The sequence below is a fragment of the Devosia ureilytica genome (assembly GCF_024273195.1).
In the GTDB taxonomy this organism is placed as follows: Bacteria; Pseudomonadota; Alphaproteobacteria; order Rhizobiales; family Devosiaceae; genus Devosia; species Devosia ureilytica.
Map to the genome: position 1 here is coordinate 1 of NZ_JAMZCU010000004.1, position 18,923 is coordinate 18,923.

The 18,923-nt window shown below is 61.3% G+C and carries 21 protein-coding genes; 8 read left to right on the forward strand and 13 right to left on the reverse strand.

All coding sequences use genetic code 11. The features are described from left to right. Nucleotides 1-295: IS3 family transposase (locus NIM87_RS11445; protein WP_254674820.1), on the forward strand; the 295-nt coding region annotated here is incomplete at its 5' end. Here the strand turns inward: NIM87_RS11445 and NIM87_RS11450 are convergent. The 4 genes from NIM87_RS11450 to NIM87_RS11465 form a co-directional block, all read right to left on the reverse strand. Further along, the gene (locus tag NIM87_RS11450; RefSeq protein ID WP_254674821.1) at nt 292-738 is read right to left on the reverse strand and encodes a hypothetical protein; all 447 of its coding nucleotides are present in this window, start codon (nt 736-738) and stop codon (nt 292-294) included. The genes NIM87_RS11445 and NIM87_RS11450 overlap by 4 nt on opposite strands. Before the next feature lie 780 nt (nt 739-1,518). Continuing rightward, nucleotides 1,519-2,694, reverse strand: coding sequence for an acetyl-CoA C-acetyltransferase (locus tag NIM87_RS11455; RefSeq protein ID WP_254674822.1), 1,176 nt, complete (start codon nt 2,692-2,694; stop codon nt 1,519-1,521). Continuing rightward, nucleotides 2,691-3,347 carry a 3-oxoacid CoA-transferase subunit B gene (locus NIM87_RS11460; protein WP_254674823.1) on the reverse strand — a complete coding sequence of 219 codons (657 nt, stop codon included), beginning with the start codon at nt 3,345-3,347 and terminating at the stop codon, nt 2,691-2,693. Before NIM87_RS11460 ends, NIM87_RS11455 begins: the two co-directional genes overlap by 4 nt. Next, entirely contained in the window at nt 3,347-4,060 is a 714-nt protein-coding gene (locus NIM87_RS11465; protein ID WP_254674824.1) for a CoA transferase subunit A, read from the reverse strand. Before NIM87_RS11465 ends, NIM87_RS11460 begins: the two co-directional genes overlap by 1 nt. A 79-nt stretch (nt 4,061-4,139) precedes the next feature. Between NIM87_RS11465 and NIM87_RS11470 the strand changes: the two genes are divergently transcribed. Further along, nucleotides 4,140-4,694 (forward strand): helix-turn-helix transcriptional regulator, encoded by a 555-nt coding sequence (locus tag NIM87_RS11470; protein WP_254674825.1) that lies wholly within the window; start codon nt 4,140-4,142, stop codon nt 4,692-4,694. Nucleotides 4,695-4,788: 94 nt separating this feature from the next. Here the strand turns inward: NIM87_RS11470 and NIM87_RS11475 are convergent, their stop codons facing one another. The 4 genes from NIM87_RS11475 to dctP all read right to left on the reverse strand — a co-directional run bounded on the left by NIM87_RS11475 (nt 4,789) and on the right by dctP (nt 8,115). After that, the gene (locus NIM87_RS11475; protein ID WP_254674826.1) at nt 4,789-5,220 is read right to left on the reverse strand and encodes a type II 3-dehydroquinate dehydratase; all 432 of its coding nucleotides are present in this window, start codon (nt 5,218-5,220) and stop codon (nt 4,789-4,791) included. Further along, a complete protein-coding gene (locus NIM87_RS11480) occupies nt 5,217-6,527 on the reverse strand; it encodes a TRAP transporter large permease (RefSeq protein WP_254674827.1) in 1,311 nt (436 codons plus the stop codon). The genes NIM87_RS11475 and NIM87_RS11480 overlap by 4 nt, the downstream gene beginning before the upstream one ends. Further along, nucleotides 6,524-7,042, reverse strand: coding sequence for a TRAP transporter small permease (locus NIM87_RS11485; protein WP_254674828.1), 519 nt, complete (start codon nt 7,040-7,042; stop codon nt 6,524-6,526). The genes NIM87_RS11480 and NIM87_RS11485 overlap by 4 nt, the downstream gene beginning before the upstream one ends. Nucleotides 7,043-7,134: 92 nt before the next feature. Next, nucleotides 7,135-8,115 carry a TRAP transporter substrate-binding protein DctP gene (gene dctP, locus NIM87_RS11490; RefSeq protein ID WP_254674829.1) on the reverse strand — a complete coding sequence of 327 codons (981 nt, stop codon included), beginning with the start codon at nt 8,113-8,115 and terminating at the stop codon, nt 7,135-7,137. A gap of 279 nt (nt 8,116-8,394) precedes the next feature. Here dctP and NIM87_RS11495 point away from each other — a divergent pair, with 279 nt between their 5' ends. Then, nucleotides 8,395-9,072 carry a GntR family transcriptional regulator gene (locus tag NIM87_RS11495; protein WP_254674830.1) on the forward strand — a complete coding sequence of 226 codons (678 nt, stop codon included), beginning with the start codon at nt 8,395-8,397 and terminating at the stop codon, nt 9,070-9,072. Here the strand turns inward: NIM87_RS11495 and NIM87_RS11500 are convergent. Beyond that, complete coding sequence (locus tag NIM87_RS11500) at nt 9,069-9,929, reverse strand: shikimate dehydrogenase (protein ID WP_254675167.1); 861 nt, start codon at nt 9,927-9,929, stop codon at nt 9,069-9,071. The genes NIM87_RS11495 and NIM87_RS11500 overlap by 4 nt on opposite strands. Nucleotides 9,930-10,136: 207 nt before the next feature. Here NIM87_RS11500 and NIM87_RS11505 point away from each other — a divergent pair, with 207 nt between their 5' ends. Next, nucleotides 10,137-10,820, forward strand: a complete 684-nt coding sequence (locus NIM87_RS11505) for a TetR/AcrR family transcriptional regulator (RefSeq protein ID WP_254675168.1) — start codon at nt 10,137-10,139, stop codon at nt 10,818-10,820. 317 nt (nt 10,821-11,137) lie between these two features. On the opposite strand, the gene NIM87_RS11510 is transcribed toward NIM87_RS11505, so the two are convergent. Both NIM87_RS11510 and NIM87_RS11515 read right to left on the reverse strand, forming a co-directional pair. Next, nucleotides 11,138-11,812, reverse strand: coding sequence for a potassium channel family protein (locus tag NIM87_RS11510; protein ID WP_254674831.1), 675 nt, complete (start codon nt 11,810-11,812; stop codon nt 11,138-11,140). Then, on the reverse strand, nt 11,805-13,142 hold the full coding sequence (locus NIM87_RS11515; protein WP_254674832.1) for a TrkH family potassium uptake protein: 1,338 nt from the start codon (nt 13,140-13,142) through the stop codon (nt 11,805-11,807). The genes NIM87_RS11510 and NIM87_RS11515 overlap by 8 nt, the downstream gene beginning before the upstream one ends. A 360-nt stretch (nt 13,143-13,502) precedes the next feature. On the opposite strand from NIM87_RS11515, the gene NIM87_RS11520 reads away from it, so the two are divergent. Further along, the gene (locus NIM87_RS11520; RefSeq protein ID WP_254674833.1) at nt 13,503-15,389 is read left to right on the forward strand and encodes a bifunctional sugar phosphate isomerase/epimerase/4-hydroxyphenylpyruvate dioxygenase family protein; all 1,887 of its coding nucleotides are present in this window, start codon (nt 13,503-13,505) and stop codon (nt 15,387-15,389) included. A gap of 6 nt (nt 15,390-15,395) precedes the next feature. Here the strand turns inward: NIM87_RS11520 and NIM87_RS11525 are convergent, their stop codons facing one another. Next, on the reverse strand, nt 15,396-15,575 hold the full coding sequence (locus tag NIM87_RS11525; protein WP_254674834.1) for a hypothetical protein: 180 nt from the start codon (nt 15,573-15,575) through the stop codon (nt 15,396-15,398). Between NIM87_RS11525 and NIM87_RS11530 the strand changes: the two genes are divergently transcribed. After that, nucleotides 15,574-15,765, forward strand: coding sequence for a hypothetical protein (locus NIM87_RS11530; RefSeq protein ID WP_254674835.1), 192 nt, complete (start codon nt 15,574-15,576; stop codon nt 15,763-15,765). The genes NIM87_RS11525 and NIM87_RS11530 overlap by 2 nt on opposite strands. A gap of 57 nt (nt 15,766-15,822) precedes the next feature. On the opposite strand, the gene NIM87_RS11535 is transcribed toward NIM87_RS11530, so the two are convergent. Then, nucleotides 15,823-16,401, reverse strand: coding sequence for a TetR/AcrR family transcriptional regulator (locus NIM87_RS11535; protein ID WP_254674836.1), 579 nt, complete (start codon nt 16,399-16,401; stop codon nt 15,823-15,825). A 150-nt stretch (nt 16,402-16,551) separates the two neighbouring features. Here NIM87_RS11535 and NIM87_RS11540 point away from each other — a divergent pair, with 150 nt between their 5' ends. After that, nucleotides 16,552-17,421 carry a metallophosphoesterase gene (locus NIM87_RS11540; RefSeq protein WP_254674837.1) on the forward strand — a complete coding sequence of 290 codons (870 nt, stop codon included), beginning with the start codon at nt 16,552-16,554 and terminating at the stop codon, nt 17,419-17,421. A 69-nt stretch (nt 17,422-17,490) separates the two neighbouring features. After that, the gene (locus NIM87_RS11545; RefSeq protein WP_254674838.1) at nt 17,491-18,777 is read left to right on the forward strand and encodes an ABC transporter substrate-binding protein; all 1,287 of its coding nucleotides are present in this window, start codon (nt 17,491-17,493) and stop codon (nt 18,775-18,777) included. Nucleotides 18,778-18,923 lie beyond the last annotated feature (146 nt).

Genomic DNA, 18,923 nt, shown 5'->3' on the forward strand with positions numbered 1-18,923 from the left:
TCACGGCATCACCTGCTCGATGAGCCGGTCCGGCAATGTCTGGGAGTTCAAGCCGATCCGCGACAGCGGACAAAACGATCCAGCGGATCGTTTTGAGGTGCAGAACGCGGCGATGGAGAGCTTCTTCTCCTCGCTCAAGACCGAACGCACCGCCCGCAAGGTCTATCGCACCAGGGACGATGCCAAGGCCGATGTGTTCGACTATATCGAGCGCTTCTACAACCCGAGGCGCCGACACTCGACACTGGGCTATCTCAGCCCCGTGGAATACGAAGAGCAAGCTAAGCTAGCCTAACTTCGTGTCCACCGAACCGGCAGCAGCTCATAATCCCGAAGCTCCCGGTCGATCTGCTCTTGCCTCTCAGCCTTATCTCTCTGAACGAGTAGCTGCGTTTGCTCAGCCATGAAGGCCACGTTGTTCCTTGCCTCTAGGACTTGAGCCTCAGCCACCTCTCGAGAGTCCTTGAGCTCCTGTCGCTGAGCGGCAAGTTCGCTTCGCTGTAGCAATACGGCGGTTACCAACCAGATGAACGCTACTGGCGCAAATGCACCGGCAGATGTGTCGCCAATCGCGTTAGGCTCGAGGCAAGCTAACCGATCTATGAGCTCTTGCCCGTCAGGGCAGGTAGAAGTTTGATTTAGCAACCATGCAAACGCGGTCAGTAGAATCAAAGTGAGCAATATTGCGATGATGATGAGCGCCCAAGCGCCCAAATTACCTTTATTAAGGTTTTTCATAAGCCGCTTCCCACGCGTGCTGCCGTCCGATCTGCGCTGGCAGACCGTGTCGATATTTTCTAAACTTTACCCATGAGAAAAGCACTCGAGTCGTTCTTTGGCACGATAGCGGTGAAATCCGTATTCGGCGTGCGTAGTCTAGTAACGTGGTGGCAGAGTGGTTGGCCTGTGGACAAAGCGGCAGTTGTTCAGAAAGTCGACTCTGACAAGCCATTTTCGACTTTGCGAACCATATACTGACGCTGGTTGGGTTGTGGGTAGCCGTGTTTCTCGGTTGGCGTTTTTTACCAAACACACCGGTAGTTCCATTCGCTCAGGACAATACATCGGTGACAATTGGGCTTTCGCTGCTGACAGCCTTCTCGGCCCTTGTCTCGATGAAGTTCTTTTGGACAACATCGGAGGTGCTGAGGATTGTTTCAGACGGTTGGTGGCGTTCACCTTGGTGGCCAGTCAGACTGTTGTCTTTGTTGCCTCGGGTGCTGATCATGTTCCTACTCTGGGGAGTGGTGGCGCTGGTCATCGCGGCCATTCAGTCTGCGTGAAAGTGCTATCCGACTGCTCCAAAAAGGTGGCCCACTTTGGCCCATTTTTTTGACGCCCACCTTGCTAATTCCTTGAACAAACTACACTACTCTCGACATTGGGAGTGTCCCGGTTCCCCAGCCAAAATTTCCTTAAATCAAATCAGCGGTGTAACTGGTCTGCGGTGGCGGAGATGTGGTCGCTCTCGTTGGCGGCACGCCTGTAGATCGTCATGTGTGCCGCCAGCCTTGATGGCTAGAGGCGTTCCACGCACATGGCTATGCCCATGCCGCCCCCTATACAGAGGGTAGCGAGGCCTTTGCTGAGGCGGTTGCGGTTCAGGTCGTGGAGCAAGGTGACGAGGATGCGGGCGCCCGAGGCACCGATGGGGTGGCCGAGGGCAATTGCTCCGCCGTTGACGTTGACGATGTCGCGATCCCACCCCATGCCGGCATTGACGGCGCAAGCCTGGGCCGCGAAGGCTTCGTTTGCTTCGATACGGTCGAGGTCGTCCAGAGACCAGCCGGCCTTGCGAAGCGCCTTTTGCGAAGCGGGAATCGGGCCGGTGCCCATGATCGCAGGATCAACGCCTGCGGTGGCCCAGCCGGCGATGCGCGCCAGTGGCGAGAGACCGCGGCGGGCGGCTTCGTCCTCGTGCATGAGCACCAATGCCGCCGCGCCATCATTGAGTCCCGAGGCATTGCCGGCGGTGACGCTGCCCTGCTTGTCGAAGGCGGGGCGCAGTTTTGCCAGGGCTTCGGCGCTGGTTTCGGGCCGCAGATGGTCATCCAGGTCGATCATGGTCGTGCCCTTGCGGGTCTCGATGCTGACCGGCGCGATCTCGGCGCCAAAATGCCCGGCGGCTTGCGCTGCCGCCGCCTTGCGCTGGCTCGCGAGGGCAAAATCGTCCTGTTGTTCGCGGGAGATGCCGAACTGGCGGGCGACGTTCTCGGCCGTGATGCCCATGTGATAGCCGCCAAAGGCGTCAATCAGCCCATCGACGACCATGGTGTCGACCAGACTGATATTGCCCATTTTGGCCCCGGCCCGCAGGGCCTGGCAATGCGGCGAGAGCGACATGGACTCCTGTCCGCCAGCCACGACGACATCGGCATCGCCGTTCATGATCTGTTGCATGCCCAGCGCCACGGCGCGCAGGCCGGAACCGCAGACCTGATTGATGCCGAAAGCCGTGGCGGACTTGGGAATGCCGGCTTTCACCGCGGCTTGCCGGGCCGGATTTTGGCCGGCGCCGGCGGTGAGCACCTGGCCCAGAATGACTTCATTGACGTCGTCAGGCGAAACACCGGCGCGCTGGAGGGCGGCGCTGATGGCCGTGGCGCCCAGATCATGGGCCGGGACGGCGCTCAATGGCCCGAGAAAGCTGCCGACGGGGGTGCGGGCGGCGCCGACAATGACGATGCTGCTCATGCGGCTTTCTCCTCCAAGGCAAGGGTAAACCGCGCTTCGGTCTTGGCGGTGATTTCATCAAGGCTGACGCCATCGGCCAGTTCAATCAGCCGCATGTCAGTCTCGCCGCGGCGGGCGATGGAAAACACGCCCAGATCGGTAATGACGAGATCGGCCACGCGCTTGCCGGTGAGCGGCAGATTGCATTCCCGCAGCAGTTTGGCCTGGCCCTTGGCCTCGTGCTCCATGACCACGACGACGCGCTTGACGCCGGCGACCAGGTCCATGGCGCCGCCCATGCCCTTGACCATCTTGCCCGGGATCATCCAATTGGCGAGATCGCCGTTCTCGGCCACCTGCATGGCGCCCAGGATGGAGAGGTCGATATGGCCGCCCCGGATCATGCCAAAACTGTCGGCGCTGGAGAAAAAGCTGGTTTCCGGCAGGGCAGTAATGGTTTGCTTGCCGGCATTGATGAGGTCGGCATCTTCCTCCCCGGCATAGGGGAATGGGCCCATGCCCAGCATGCCGTTTTCGCTCTGCAAGCGGACGTCCATGCCCTCGGGAATGAAATTGGCCACCAGCGTCGGGATGCCGATGCCGAGGTTGACGTAGAAACCGTCTTGAAGTTCGCGGGCGGCGCGGGCCGCCATCTGGTCTCGGGTCCAGGCCATTATGCCACCTCCTCGCCGCGCTGGCGCACGGTGCGCTGTTCGATGTGCTTGGTCGGGTTGGCGACATGGATCAGCCTGTCCACGAAGATGCCCGGCGTATGGATATGGTCGGGATCAAAGCTGCCGGTCTCGACCAGGTGCTCGACCTCGGCAATCGTCACCTTGCCGGCCGTCGCCATCATCGGATTGAAGTTCCGCGCCGTCATGCGGTAGACCAGATTGCCTTCCGGGTCGCCCTTCCAGGCGTGCACAATCGACACGTCGGCGACAAGGCCCGTTTCCATCACATAGTCATCCTCGCCGAAGCGGCGCACTTCCTTGCCCTCGGCAATCAGGGTGCCGACGCCGGTCTTGGTGAAAAAGGCCGGAATGCCGGCACCGCCGGCGCGGATGCGCTCGGCCAATGTTCCCTGCGGGTTGAATTCGAGCTCCAGTTCGCCCGAGAGATATTGCTCGGCAAAGAGCTTGTTCTCGCCCACATAGGAGGAAATCATCTTCCTAATCTGACGCGTGGCGAGCAGGCGGCCAAGACCGATGCCATCGACCCCCGCATTGTTGGAAATGACGGTCAACCCCTTGGCGCCCGAGGCCTCGATGCCCTCGATCAGCGCTTCGGGAATGCCGCAGAGGCCAAAGCCCCCCGACATGATTGTCATGCCGTCAGCCAGCACATCGGCCAGCGCCTCTGCGGCGTTTGATCGAACCTTGCGCATGCCGGGTCCTCCTCCCTTGGTGTTCTTTCGCCAACGCTAGGACTTGCCGGGCGGGAGTGGTTAGTCGTATTTCTACGACATGACTGCACCGGTTCAATTCGCTCTGGCCGACATTCCCGTGCCCATGGTTTTTGCCATGCATCGCATCATCCGCGACTGCAACGAGGAGTTCGCAGGGCTGTTTGGCTATCGCCGGGCTGACCTTGTGGACACAAGCTTCTCCCGGCTTTACCCGGCCATTGCCGACTTTGTTCGCACCGGCGAAATGTGGCGTCATCACCTTCCGGGCGGCGCCGTCTATTATGACGAGCGGATCATGGCCGGCGCGGATGGCAAGCGCTTCTGGTGCCAGGTCAATGGGCGCTCGCGCGACAAGAGCGATCCATTCGCGGCGGCGCTCTACTGCTTTGAACCGATGAGCCGGCCGGTGACGGAAACGACCCTGAAGCTGTCCGGGCGGCAGCGGCAAATCCTGACCCTGGTGGCCCAGGGCAAGACCAATGCGGTGATCGCCGAACAGATCGGGCTGTCCCAACGCACCGTGGAAGCGCATCGGCTTCGGCTGGCGCGATCGGTTGGGGTATCCAACTCGGCGCAGCTGGTCGCCTGGTTTTTGTCCCAGAAGGCCGTTTAGGACCAGTCGCCAGTCAGCTCAGGCTCGGCCGAGAATGTCGATTTTCGAGAACGGGAGCGTAGACATCAGTTTACTGGCGGTTGGTCCTGGTCTCCTACCCCGCAATCATGTCCAGCATGGCCTTGACCGCAGTGGCGTAGCCGCGCGCACCGAGCCCGGCGATGACGGCGTCGGCGCGCATCGAGACGTAGGAGCGATGGTAGATCTGCTCGCGCTTATGGATGTTGGAGATGTGCAGCTCGATGACGGGCGCCTCGACCATCTTGAGGGCATCGAGCAGGGCCAGGGACGTGAAGGTGAAGGCGGCAGGGTTGATGATGATGCCGCTCGCTTCATCGATGGCCTCATGCACCCAGTTGATCAGCGCCTCTTCGCTATTGGTCTGGTGGAAGACCACAGGGCAATCGCCCGCTGCCGCACGGCAATTGGCCTCAACCTCGGCCAGCGTGGTGCTGCCGTAGATGTGCGGCTCGCGCTTGCCCAGCCGATTGAGGTTGGGGCCATTGAGAACATAGATCGGCTTCACAGCAGCATCCCCTGATATCCGAACAGTTTGGGCAGCCAGAGAACGGTCTCGGGCACGAAGGTAAAGAGCGCCAAGGCCAGCAGCAGCCCGATCAGGAAGGGCATTACATCGCTGATCAGGGCCTTCATGGGCGAGCCGGAAATGCGGGTCATGATGAACAGCAATAGCCCATAGGGCGGCGTGATCAGCCCAAGCATGATGTTGACAACCACGACTACGCCGAAGTGCACGAGGTCGATGCCCAATGCCTGCGCGGTCGGGATGAGCACCGGCACGATAACCAGGAGGATCGTCGTTCCTTCGAGCACGCAGCCGAGCACCAGCAGGATGACGTTGACGATGATGAGGAACATCAACGGGTCAAGGTCCCAGGACAGCAGCAGCAGGGAAAGGCTGCGCGGGATATTCTCGATGGTCACCACATAGTTGAACACCAGCGCTCCGGCGATCAGCATGCCGATGGAGGCCGTGGTCTTGGCGCTCAGCAACAGCGAGCGATAGAAATCGCGGGCGCGGACACTACGATAGACGACGATGGAGACGACCAAGGCGTAGGCGGCGGCAACCGCAGCGGCCTCGGTGGGCGTGGTGACCCCGCCATAAATGCCCCACATCAAAACCACCGGCATCATCAACACCGGCAAGGCTTCCCAGGTCATCCTGGGCAGCTGACGCAGCGGTACGGGCGGCTCGACAGGGAATTTCTTGAGCCGGGCAGTGACGCCGATTTGCACCATGAGGAAGCCGGACATCAAGAGGCCCGGAACGACACCGCCGAGGAACAGGTAGCCGATGGAGGTATCGGCCACCAAAGCGTAGAGCACCATGGGAATGGAGGGCGGGATGATCGGGCCGATCACCGCCGTCGCGGCGGTCAGGGCGGCTGCATAGGAGGGCGTGTATTTGCCGTCCTTGGTCATCATGTGCTGCATCATCTTGCCCGAGCCAGCGGCGTCGGCCACGGCCGAACCGCTCATGCCGGCAAAGACGATGGACTGGAGCACATTAACCTGGGCGAGCCCGCCCCGGAAACGCCCGACCAGCGCATCGCACCACTTGAGGAGGCGATCCGAGAGCGAGCCGGAGTTCATGATTTCGGCGGCCAGAATGAACAGCGGCACGGCCAGCATGATATAGTTGGAATACATGCCGTTGAGAAACTGCTCAGCAGCAATCCCCATGTCCTGCCCCCGCATCAGCAGGTAGAGGATCGAGCCGGAAATCATCGCCAGGCCCATGGGCAGGCCGAAGAACGCGAGAAAGGTGATCAGCCCAAGGGCGACCATAAACGCCAGAGAAACAGTCATACGCCCGACCCTGACCTGGTTGGATCAAAGCTCTCTTCGTCCTTGCCCCAGACGGCGCGTCCCGTCAGCCAGAGTTGGCGCACGATCATGGCGAGGGCGAAAATACCGTAGATGGAATAGAGATAGTCGAAGCGGATATCGAGATAGGCGGTCTTTTCCACCTTCATGAAGGTGATGTAGTCCACCACCGCCGGCAGCGAGATGGAAAACAGCGCCACAAAAATCAGCCCAGTGGTCGCCACCATGGCGCGCCTCAACCGGCCGCGCGCGGCGCCATAGAGAATATCAAAGCGGATCTCTTCACTGTCGCGCACCACAAAGGCCGAGCCGAACAGCACCATCCATATCCACATGATGACACTGACCTCATGGGTCCAGCCGATGGGGAAATTCAGCAGGTAGCGAAAAACGATCTGCAGAATGAAGACGGTGAACATGATGCCGAGCATCAGCGCCAGCAGGTTTTCCGCCCTGGCGTGTAGCCAAGTGCCGATACGCACAAGAGAAGTGGGCATGAAGGACTCCGCATTTGGTCGGCCAGACAGGCCGAAAATGCCGTAAAAATGGCGACGGCGCCATGGGCGCCGCCGCCGTGTCAGAATGACAATCAGAGGGCGTTGATACGGTCGACCACGCCTTCGGGCCAGTCCTTGGCCAAGTCAGAGTCGAGATACATCTGCTGGGCGTGGGAGCGGAAGGCATCCTGGTCGGGTTCATAGACTTTGAGCCCGGCATCCTTGAACCGCTCGACCAGCTCGGCCTCGCGCTTGAGATGTTCTTCCTGGCTGAAGTCGATAGCCACATTGGCGGCTGCCTCGAACTCGGCCTGGTCTTCCGGGCTCATGGCGTCCCATGCGGCCTTGGAGATGACCAGGAGGTCATAGCCAACCAGGTGTGAGGTCAGAACGATCTGGTCCATGACTTCGTAGAACTTCATGTTCTCGACGTTGGGTAGCGGGTTGTCCTGGCCATCGATGGCGCCGGTCTGGAGGCCCGTGTACACCTCGGCATAGGCCATTGGCGTCGGATTGGCACCCAGCGACTGACCCAGGAACTGCCAGGCATCGCCGCCGGGCATGCGCAGCTTGACACCGGCCAGATCGGCCGGGGTGGTGATCTGCTTGTCGCCGCGCAGACCCACCTGACGGGCGCCGAAATAGGTCGGCCCCAGAATGTGGATGCCAAGCTGATCTTCAGCCATCTGCTTGAATTCGGCGCCAACATCGCTGTTGAAGAACGCACGCAGATGCGCGGCATCGCGGAAGAGATAGGCCGAGGTCAGAACCGACCAGGCCGGGATCTGGTTTGAGACGTCCTGCGGGGCGATATTGCCCATCTCGAGGTTACCGCGCTGGAGCGCGACAAGCTCGGTGCCCTGCTTGAACAGATTGCCACCCAGATAGGTCTCGATGGTGACATCCTCTGCGACCTGCGCAGAAAGCAGGTTCATCATCTCGGCGCGGATGTCCTGCTCGGAGAACACGGCAGAGAAGCGCAGAACCGGCTTGTCCTGTGCCATTGCCGGCAAGGCCGCCGCCAATAAAAGCCCACCCACCATGAGTGCGCGACGCGAAAGCGAAATGGTCATAAATGTTCCTCCCTGGAGTGCCCTGCACTCCATCTCCTGGTTGCGCATCAGCTGGTCCGAGACCGATCGGCTGGTGCCGGCCCGATGCCTTGGGGGCAACGGCCCCGCTCAGACCCCTGTGGCCTGAGGCCGATGACCTCCCGCCACCAGCTTGCGCTCACTTTGTACGAAACAGTTCGTTCATGTCAACGGCCTGCAAGAAGGAAAGATCGGCGCGCTTTCCTTTTCTCTCATTTTTTGATATTTAGCAGATAAATTTGATTTTGCCAGATGTAATCCATGAGTGACCTGAACGAAGCAGCCATCCCCACCGTGGGTGAGGCGACCTATCTCCGTATGCGCGAGGACATTATCGCGTGCCGGCTGGCGCCCGGGCATAAACTGCGTCTTGACGCGCTGCGGGAGCGCTATGACGTGGGGGTGAGCACGCTGCGCGAAATCCTCAACCGGCTTGCGAGCGAATCGCTGGTGGTGGCAGAGGGACAGAAGGGTTTTGCGGTTGCCCCGGTGACCGTGCAGGACCTGCGCGAGATTGCCGACCTTCGATTGCTGCTCGAAAGCCATGCCCTTGGTCTGTCACTGGCGGGTGGGGACCTCGAGTGGGAGGGGCGCATCGTGGCGGCGCACCACAAGCTGGCGGCGACCGAAAAGCGGCTGCTGGCGGGCCAGGAGCGGCATACCGTCAATTGGGTGCGCTATGACTTTGCCTTCCACAACGCGCTGATCTCGGCCTGCGGATCACAGGTGTTGCTGGACCTGCACGCCGCAATATTTGACCGGTTCCTGCGCTATCACACGCTGGCGGTGAGCTTTCGTGGCGCCGGGGTGGTCGAGGACCATCGGGCGCTGTTCGACATGGCCCTTAATCGCGATGTTCAGGGCGCCCTTGCCATGCTAGCCCGCCACGTCAATTCCGGCGTCGAGCATGTGCTTTCGACCGGGAAGCTTGCGCCTTAGGCATAGGCCGCGAAAGTCTTGCCCATTGCGGTGCTGTCGGGCTCGATGCCGGTGAAGAGGCGGAAGGCGCGGACGGCCTGATAGATGGCCATGCCGCCGCCGGGCAAGGTGCGGCAGCCGATTGCGGCGGCGCGGCGGAGCAATTCGGTCTCGCGGGGAAAATAGACCAGGTCAGCCACCCACTGCCGCCGGCGCAGCAGCGCCGGATCAAAGGGCAGGCCGGGGTGTTTTTCCATGCCCACGGGCGTCGCATTAACCACCCCGGCGGCGAGGCCAATGACTTCGCTGAGCTGATCGGGGGTGAGCGCCTGGGTTCGGGCGCTTGTGGTGCGCGCCACCTGGGCGGCGAGAGCCTCGGCCCTGCCGAGGTCGGCATCGACGATGTCAATGGACATGGTGCCCAGTTGCACCAGCGCATGGGCAATGGCGGCCCCTGCCCCGCCGGCGCCAACCTGCACCACATGGTCGAGTTGTACGGCGCCAAGGCCGGTGCGCATGCTTTGGGCAAAGCCCCAACAGTCGGTGTTGTGGCCCATGCAGGCGCCTTCGCGGAGGACGACGGTATTGACCGCGCCTATGGCATCGGCTTCGGGGGCCAGATCATCGAGAATTGGCACGATGGCCTGCTTGAACGGATAGGTGACGTTGAGGCCCCAGTAATTGCGAGCGCGGGCGCCATCAAGCACCGCTTCGAGATCCTCATCCAAGAGGCCCAGGCGGTCGAAATCGATAAGGTCGTAGCGGTAGGCAAGGCCGTGCCGGCGGCCCTCGGTCTCGTGCATGACCGGGGAGAGCGACGAGCCGATGCCCCGGCCCAGAAGACCGATGCGGACGGTGGTGGTGCCGTCGCTGACGATGGGCGGACGTTCGGCATCAATGTCCGCAAAAGCGTCACGGACGCGATCCTCTTGAGTTGACACAGCAAAGCTCCTCGGGGCGGCCGGTATCCGCCCTTGTTTTCGCCTACGACTGCCCGGTAAAAGAACGTCAGGCGATTTGCACCACAATGTACGAACTGGTTAGTTTGGTCAATTGCGGGCGGGACCAGGAAAGGCATTGTGCCCATGTCGGAGAGCGGGTCAGAGGTGCGCAAGGCGGCGCGAAAGGTTTCGACGCGCCAGCAGGACCCCGAGGGGACGCGGCAGAACATCATCGAAGTCGCCAGCCAGGAATTCGCGCTCAATGGCTTGTCGGGCGCGCGCATCGACGAAATCGCCGCCAAGACGCGCTCGTCCAAGCGCATGATCTATTATTATTTCGGCGACAAGGAAGGGCTCTATCTCAGCGCGCTGGAAAGCGCCTATGCCACGGTGCGCGAGGGCGAAGCCGAACTCGATATCGCGGGCCTTTCTGCCGTGGATGGGCTGCGGCGACTGGTTGAGTTCACCTTCACCCACCATCACCAGCACGAGGATTTCATCCGCATGGTGATGATCGAGAACATCCACCACGGACAATATCTGGAGCGCTCGAGCGTGGTGCGTGACCTCAATGTCACCGCCATCGCCCATATCAAGGACCTTTATGAGCGGGGCCTGGTCGAAGGGCAGTTCCGCCCCGGCCTCGATCCGCTGGAAATCCACTGGCAGATCAGTGCGCTGTGCTTTTTCAATGTGTCGAACCGCGCCACCTTCTCACGGCTCTTCGCCCGCGATTTCGGCGCGCCGGACATGCTGGAACGCTTGAAACAAAACACCGTGGAAATGGTGCTGCGCTATGTGGCCAAGCCGGGGGCGCTTGGCGAATAGGGCTTCCCGTCCGCACGGATGCCGCGTGTTATCGGCGGGAACGAGGGTGATCCGGGGAAAACCCGGTCACCTCGTTTTTGCCGCCGGGCCCAAACTAGATCATTTCACACTCAGGCGGACGCGGTTCCATCGCCTCCCGCCCCCTGGTGGGGAGGGACCGAGGGTGGGGGTGTCGGCATGCCCTCTTGCTCGCAGCCTTTGGAGGTCGCGTCACCCCCACCCCAGCTCTGCTATGGCCTGTCGGCCTAGCGTCGCTACCCTCCCCACAAGGGGGAGGGAGGAAAAAGGGCAGCGCGTTCAGCTAAACGTGAAACGGTCTAAGTTCTGGAGGCGAAGCGTTCGACCAGTTGGGTTTCGCCCAGGACGATGAGCAGATCGTCCTTCTGCACAACCGTATTTGCCTGAGCGTAGGTGAAGTCTTCGCCGGAGCGCTTGATGCCGACAATGGTCACACCGTATTCCTGCCTGACCTTGGCCTGTTCGAGTGTTTTGCCGACAAGATCGTGGGGCGCGCGCGTTTTGACCATGGCAAAATCGTTATCCAGGTCAACGAAGTCCATCATCTTGCCGGTGAGGATATGGGCCACCATCTGCCCCATGCGCGCCTCTGGATAGACAACGTTCTTGACCCCGATACTCTTGAGTATCTTGCCGTGCCGCTCGTTGTTGGCCTTGGCCCAGATGGTCGGAACGCCGGCCTCGATGACCGCCAGAGCGGTGAGAATGCTCGCCTCAAGGTCACCGCCGATGGCGATAACAACAGTCTTGAAGTCACCTATGCCGATCTGACGCAGGGACTCGGGATTGGCGCAGTCGGCCTGCACGACATGGGTAAGTTGGCTCGCCGCGTCCTGGACAATCGCCGCGTTCTCATCAACGCCGAGCACTTCGTGTCCCATGCGTACCAGCGAACTCGCGACCGAGCTTCCGAAACGACCGAGACCAATAACCAGGATTGTCTCGGCTTTGGTGCGATTGGAGAGTTTAACCAACGATAGGGCGCTCCTCTGGATAATGTAGTGCGCTTCGTCCTCTGCCGAGGGCAAGGGCCGTGGCTATGGTGATGGTTCCCACTCTGCCGATGAGCATCAGCACGATCAGGACCAGTTCGGCAACGGGTGGCAGTTGGCCGGTAATACCGGTCGAAAGCCCGACCGTAGCAAAGGCCGAAATCGTTTCGAACAGCACATCCACCAGCGGGTATTCAGTTACCGACAGAATGACCATGGTTCCCAAGGATATCAACGCCAGGGACAGCAGCACCACGCTCAGCGCCTGGCGTTCGATGGATGTGCTGATGCGCCTGCCGAACAGGGCCGCTTCTCGCTCGCCACGCGCCTCTGACCACACAACGATGGCGAGCACGAAGAAGGTGGTGATCTTGATCCCGCCGGCGGTTCCGGCACTGCCGCCACCGACGAACATCAGCAAATAGGTAACTGCCAGGGTTTCGTCGTTGAAAGCACCGATATCGAGCGCATTGAAGCCGGTGGTGCGGGTGGTGACGGATTGAAAGGCACTGTTGAGCAGTTTGCCACCCAGACCCATCGGGCCCAGCGTGTCTGGGTTATTCCATTCCACGGCCAGAACAGTCACAAATCCGACGACCAGGAAAATGGCGGTTCCGAGGAGCGTGATCTTGGTATGCAGCGTCCAGGGTCGACCATGGTCCGTGGTAGCCCGGGTCTGAAGCTCATGGATCACTGGAAACCCGAGGGAGCTGAAAACAATCGCGAGCATGATTGGCATCAGGAACAACCAATCGTTCTGAAACCCGATCAAGCTGTCGGAGTAGGTCGAAAAGCCGGCATTGTTGAACGCGGAGACGGCGTGAAAAAGTCCATGCCAGGCGGCCACCGCCCAGTCCTGGCCATAGGAAAAATGCAGGCGAAGGGTAAGCGCCAGGGCCAATGTCGCTTCGACGGTCACAGTGACCAGCAGAATCAAGCGGAGCACGCTCCGGGCGTCCACCATCTCAAAGAAGCTGCGTTCCACCTGTGTCCGCAGCCGGTCCTTCAACCGGAATCCCCGGCCAGCCAGCAGACCCAACAGGGTGGCGGCCGCCATAATCCCGAAGCCCCCGATCTGGAACAGGACGAGGATCACCACCTGGCCAAAGGTGGACCAATATACCGGAGTATCGACAACGATGAGGCCTGTGACGCAGACCGCCGAGGTCGCGGTAAACAGGGCTGTCAGGAAAGGTGCATAACCGGGTCCCTCATGAGACAGCGGCAGCATTAGCAGGGCTGTCCCAATCGCAATTGCGGCCATGAAGGCAATGGGCACCAGTCGTGTCGGGTGATTCACATTGGCAAGCACGCGGTGCTCCAATTTGTGGTTCCGAGCGTCCCAGGATGGTGATCCCGATCGGCACCGGATGACGGCGGCTGTATATTGGATGGCTCACGAAGGCGCAATGGCGTGGTCAAGCCAGCTGCATTGAGCGGTGCAAATCGCCTCTGTCAGGCCAACATCCGGGACAGTGGGCCCTCGCCAAAAGCTGCCGATCCACTTCCTGCCCATTGCTGCTTCTCCCTCTCTTTCTGCCTCTCTCTGCCTCTGCTCTCTCTGCCTCTGCTATCTCCGCCTCTGCCCTCCCTCCCACCTTCCCCTCATTGACCCCGGCCGCGCCACCATCTATTTTTGTACGAACTAGTTAGTTCGCTCCGGATAGGTGCCATGAAAACCTCTATTGCTACCGTTTCTATCAGCGGGGACCTGCGCGAGAAGCTCGAAGCGATTGCGGCGGCGGGGTTTGATGGGGTCGAGATTTTCGAGAACGACTTTTTGGCCTTTGACCGGAGCCCGGCCGAGGTGCGTGGGATGGTGGCGGACCTGGGGTTGGAGATTACGCTGTTCCAGCCGTTTCGGGACTTTGAGGGCCTACCCGAGCCGCAGCGGGGGCAGGCGTTTGATCGGGCGGAGCGCAAGTTTGACCTGATGGAGGAGCTGGGCGCGCCACTGGTGCTGGTGTGTTCGAGCGTGGCGCCGGCGGCGTTGGGAGGCATTGACCGGGCGGCGGCGGATTTTCGGGAATTGGGAGAGCGGGCGGCCAAGCGCGGGCTGAAAGTGGGCTATGAGGCGTTGGCCTGGGGGCGCCATGTGAACGACCATCGCGACAGCTGGGAGGTGGTGCGGCGGGCCGACCACCCCAATGTCGGGCTGATCCTTGACAGTTTTCATAGCCTGTCGCGGCGTATTTCGTCGGACACGATCCGTTCGATTCCGGGCGACAAGATTTTCATCGTGCAATTGGCCGATGCGCCGGCGCTGGACATGGACCTGCTCTACTGGAGCCGGCATTTCCGCAATATGCCGGGCGAAGGCGACCTGCCGGTGGTGGATTTTGCCCGCGCCGTGGCGGCCACCGGCTATAATGGACCACTGTCGCTCGAAATCTTCAACGACCAGTTCCGCTCCGGCTCGCCGCGCACCATTGCGCTCGACGGGCACCGGTCGCTGATTTTCCTGATGGACCAGGTGCGCGAGGCCGAGCCGGCCGTGGCGCCCAAGGTGCCCGCCCTGCCCCCGCGGGTTTCGGTAAAAGGTGTGTCCTTCGTTGAATTTACCGCCGACGAAACGGAGGCCGATACCCTCCGCGCCATGCTGGGAAAGCTCGGCTTTGCCCGCACCGGCAAGCACAAGAGCAAGAGCGTCGAGCGGTTCAGCCAGGGCGCGATCAATATCGTGGTCAATACCGAGCGCGAGGGGCTGGCGCATGCCGCTTACCTGACGCATGGCACATCGGCCTATGCCATGGGCCTCCTGGTGGACGACGCGCAGGCGACGCTGGCGCGGGCGAAGGCGCTGGATGCGCAACCCTTTGCCCAGCGTGTGGCGCCCGGCGAGCTGGCCATTCCCGCCGTGCGCGGCGTGGGTGGCGGGGTGATCTATTTCCTCGACGAGCACACCGACCTCAAGCGGGTGTGGGACGTGGAATTCGAGGCGGAGCCGGGCAGCGGCAATGACGCCGGACTGATGGGCTTCGACCACATCGCCCAGACCATGAACTACGAGGAAATGCTGACCTGGATCCTGTTTTACCGCGCCATTTTCGTGGTGGATAAAGGGCCCATGGTGGATGTGGTCGATCCCTCGGGGTTGGTGCGCAGCCAGGTGATCGAGAACAGCGCCGGCAGCCTGCGGCTGACACTGAACGGCGCGGAAAGCCACCGCACGCTGGCGGGTCATTTCATCGCCGAAACCTTCGGCTCCAGCGTCCAGCATATCGCTTTTTCGAGTGCTGATATTTTCGCGACGGCGCAGGCGCTCAAGGCCAATGGGCTGATACCGCTGCAGATTTCGGCAAATTACTATGACGATCTACAGGCACGCCTGAGCCTTGATGCTGATTTCGTGGCACGGCTGGCCGAATGCAATATTCTTTATGACCGCGACGCGGGGGGCGAGTTCTTCCAGCTCTATACGCCCAATTTTGGCGAAGGGTTCTTTTTCGAGATTGTCGAGCGCCGGGGCCGCTATGCCGGCTATGGCGCAGTCAATGCGCCGTTCCGCATCGCCGCCCAGAAGCGCTCGATCCGGCCGCCGACGATCCCTTCAAAATAGGAGAGGTCAGCGGTTCTGGTTGTCGGCCGCAGCGTGAGGCGCGGCCTGATTTTCGACGCCCATTTCCTTGAGTACCCACAAGGCTGCCGCCCTGCCCGGCCCCCGCGTAAACCATGCTGGCAGGCGTGTGCTGACAAGACCGACGCGCGCCGTTAAGGTTTCATCAACCATGATGGAGGCAGCCATGCGCGTACCCAATGCCGGTCAGCCGCTCGACGAGCGCCGCATCGTGCGCGAAGGCAAGCAATTGGCCGCGGCCATGCTGGCGAACCATGCCGATCCGTCGTGGTTCGAGCGCAATGGCTTTGCCCGTCAGGCGAGCCTTTGGGGACAGCAGCTGATGGGCGCACTGCGCAGGCTGCCGGTGAAAGACTAGGGTCTTTCTTGCTGCACTTATGAACCGCAAACACAGGGCAGTTTTGCGGGAAACGCCCTAGATGCGCTCTGAGACCATCGCCTTCCAGCACATGTCGGCCACCAGCGTCCGCTCCTCGTCTGACAGGGGCGCGGGATTGTAGCGGCGGCGCTTGAGCGCGTTGCGAATGGCGCCGCGCATGAAACTGGCCAGCATGGTGGGCGACCCAGCGCGGATATCCCCCGCCGCCTGCCCGTCGCTGATCATATCGATGGCATAATCGACAAAGGCGCCAAAGATGTCCTTGGCGTCGGCCAGGGTGATCAACGGGTTGTTTTCGAGATAATCGAACAGCCGGGCGCGCTGCGGGTCGATCCAGATGAAATCGACATATTCGGCGATGTAGTGCCGGACGCGCTCGGCGGGCGTTTTCGCCGGATCGGGCGGCACCGACAGGCGTTCGGTCATCTGCTCGGCCATGCGGCCATAGACGCCGCGCACCAGCGCTTCCTTGGATTCGAAATAATTGTAGAGCGAGCCGGTGGCAACGCCCGCCTCCTCGGCAATGGCGGCCATGGAGCACTGCAGGCCATTGCGCACGATCAGTCTTGAGGCGGCAGCGATGATGCGTTCGCGCTTGTCGGGGACTACGTCCATAAACTGAATGAACCTTCATTCACCTGTCATGTTGGAAGGCTAGCTAGGCATCAGTTCCGGCGCAAGAGGGAAATGTCCCAATTTAAGCCACCGGATCCAAAAATCGCCGAAAGTCATTGATTTTCAGCCTTAATGCCGCAGGAGAGCGCCATGTCCGACCTCGTCACTTTCGTCCACCTCACCGATCTGCACGTCGGCGACCCGAATGTCGCAGACGACCACCTTTATTCCGACACCAATGCGACCCTTGCCGCCATCCTGGCCGACGTAAAGAAGCTGGTGCCGCAGCCTAAATTCATCGTGGCCAGTGGCGACCTGACCAATCGCGGCGACGAAGCGAGCTATGAAGCCCTCAAGGCAATCTTTGCCGAGGCCGAGCTTTCGATGCCGGTGCTGTTTGCCCTGGGCAATCACGACAAGCGCGAGGGTTTCTACCCGGCCGTGCTCGGCAAGACCGACCATGAAATGGCGCCCTATGACCATGCGCAGGTGATCGACGGCGTGCATGTCATTGTCATCGACACCTCCGCGCCGAACAAGGTTGGCGGTTCGTTCGAGCCGGGCCAGCTGGAGTGGCTTGAGGCCGAACTGGCGAGCCACGACGACCTGCCCAAGCTGATCGTGATGCACCACGCCCCGGCGCTGGACGACAACCCGATGATGGAATGGGAATCACTCTCGATTGCCGACACCGAGGCGCTGCGCCTGGCCGTCCAGGGCAAGAATGTCATCGGCATGGTATCGGGTCATATTCACTATGACCGCGTGTCCAACTGGTACGGTATCCCCGTCGTGGTCGGTATCGGCCACCACGGCCCTACCGATGTGCTGTGGCTGCACGAAGGCCTGCGCATGCTCGAAGGCGCGTCCTTTGCCATCGGCACCCTGCGTCCATCCGGCCTGACCATTACCTTCGCCCCGCTGCGCAAGGACCCCAAGGAAGTCATGAGCTTCCGCTTCGCCGACTTCGCCGGAATGCTGAAGAAATACGAAGAGAACCAGGTCGTGGCCGCCGAATAGGCCCCGCAGTTTCCCCAATCGGGGCGCCGGCAATGGCGCCCCCTCACTATCCTCAACTGGAGTATTGCGATGAACCGCAAGTCCTTCCTGCTGGGCGCCCTGGCGCTCGCCGTGTCGACCCCGGTGCTGGCCCAGATGGCGCCCGCCATTGACCAGCCCGTCACCATCACTTTCTACAATTACAACCTCGCCAGCGCAGGTCTGGGCGGTCAGGCCACCCAGAACCTGATCGACGAGTTCATGGCAGCCAATCCCAATGTGACCGTTGAAGGTGTGCCCTATTCCAGCGCCGATGGCAGCCGCATCCAGGCTGACCTGGCCGCCGGCTTACCGGTGGATCTGGTGCAGACCGTGTTCAGCGATCTCGATTTCTCGGTGACCAATTTTGGCGCCAAGGCACTCGAAGACATCACCACCGATGGTGAACTTGAAGCCCATATGGCGGGTATGCACCCCAATGGCACCAAGCTGGGCGTGCTCAACGGCAAGACCTACGGCATGGCCTATACCTTCTCGACCCCGGTGCTGTTCTACAATGCCGACCTGTTCCGCGCCGCTGGGCTGGACCCCGATAATCCGCCCCAAACCTGGGCAGAGGTGAAGGAAGCGGCCCTCGCCATCGAGGAAAAGACCGACGCTGAAGGCTTCACCGGCGGCATTACCGGCCCGGGCGCCGTCGACTGGCTGTTCCAGGGCGTGGTCCGTTCCAATAATGGCGAAGTGATTTCGCGCGACCGCACGACGCTCAAGTTCGCCGAGCCGGAATCGGTGGAGGCCGTCGCCATGCTGCGCGATCTCTACGACGCCGGCGTCTATGAGAACTACGACTATAGCGGCGCAATGGAGGGCATGGCCTCGGGTCATCTGGGCATGTACCTGCAGACCAGCGCCCTGCAGGGTTCGCTGGTGTCTGGCGCCGAGGGCAATTACGAGCTGCGCGCCACCACCATGCCGCGCTTTGGCGACAAGCCGACCCGCCCGAACAATTCGGGTTCGGCCCTGACCATCCACACCGCCGACCCGCTCAAGCAGCGCGCCGCCTGGGAGCTGATGAAGTTCCTGACGTCCGAATACGGCTACACCATCATCACCTCGCAGATCGGCTACCTGCCGCTGCGTCCGGCCATCGTCGATGATCCGAAATACCTCAAGGACTGGATTGCCGAGCACCCGCTGGTCGAGCCCAACCTCGAGCAGCTTGATCGTCTCGAACCTTGGGACCCGATGCCCGGCCCGAACTATCGCCAGGTCGTCAAGACCATGATGGACGCCGTTGAAATGTCGATCTTCGGTGGCGCCGACATCGAGCCGACGCTGATCGATGCCCAGGCCAATGCCCAGGCGCTGATGCCCTAGGGCAACCGGGGTGAGAGCGACGACTGTTGCTCACCCCATCCTCATTCCCTCCCCTCAGGGGGAGCGAGACGACGAACCGCGGCGCCCCAGCCTTGCATCTCCCTTCCCTTGTGAGGGGAGATCATGGGTGGGGGCCTTCAACTCAA